The sequence below is a fragment of the Campylobacter sp. CNRCH_2013_0898h genome, assembly GCF_025772965.1.
GTDB classification, from domain to species: domain Bacteria; phylum Campylobacterota; class Campylobacteria; order Campylobacterales; family Campylobacteraceae; genus Campylobacter_D; species Campylobacter_D lari_D.
Window position 1 is genome coordinate 1 of the sequence record NZ_JAKMTD010000033.1, and the last position, 1068, is coordinate 1068.

General features: G+C 27.3%; 1 protein-coding gene. It reads right to left on the reverse strand.

Annotated elements, in window-relative coordinates; translation table 11 throughout:
* Positions 1-910: PDC sensor domain-containing protein (locus L8X50_RS08195; protein WP_263660029.1), on the reverse strand; the 910-nt coding region annotated here is incomplete at its 3' end.
* Positions 911-1068: the final 158 nt, after the last annotated feature.

Below are 1068 nucleotides of genomic sequence, written 5' to 3' on the forward strand. Positions count from 1 at the left end.
AAATGATACTTATAAAACTAGCTGCAATAACTGCAGTAATTTGAATATAGGCCATTTTCTTGCTAGATTCTTCTATGCTGTCAATATCTGTTACACTGCAGATAGTATCTGAATCTATTTTATCGCAAATAGATAATTTTTCTTTACCCATTTCATTAGTATAAAAAAACGCCTCACCTGGTTTTGCTTTACTAAAAGCTTTAGCAACAATAGCAACATTTTTATTATCTTTGCCAAAATAGTTTTCATCGGTTGAAGCAAATGCAAACAATGCTTTATCAAAAACAAAAGATGAGCCTGGTAAATGTTTTAATCTATCTTCTAATTTCTTCACAGAAACATCGATAGCCAAAACCCCTATAAACTTACCATTTTTAGTTAAAGATATAGAATAGGTAAAAGTAGGAAGTCCCGTTGCTATATCTGTATAAATATCAGTTACATTCCAACCTGTTTTCTTTCTAGCTGCTATATAAAATTCTCTTGTAGTTGCATCATAATTTTGCTCTTTTCCATAAATTAAATAATTTACTCCTTTGGCATCGCTGTCTTTGTTACTTAAAACTAATTCCCCATCAGGTTTTGCCAAATAAATAGCTTGATAATCGCCTATATCTTTTGCAGCTTTTAACTGAATTCCAACATCTTCTATTAATGTTTCTTCGTTGGCTAAAATTTCATATGGATGATGTAAAATACTTTGGGCAAATCTTTCTAATGCGCTTGAAGAGTTGTTGTAAAAATTTTGTGTTAAATTTTTTGCAGAAATAAGTTTATCTTGTTCTGCTTTTATAACTTCTTTAAACAGAGAGTCTTTTACAAAAACAAAAGTTATAATGCCTAAAATAAGTAGACAAAATATAGCAATAAAATTTGCTATGAGTGAGATTTTTATTTTCGCACTTTTCATTGGTTTTCCTTTTTATGTAAATTTGTAGTTATTTTTTGAAAGTGAAAAAATTATCTCATAGGAGTATAAATTTAAAAAAACGATATATTAATAAAAAATTATCTATATAAATAATATTGGATAAATATAAATTTTCTTAAAACACAATATTAAAAAAC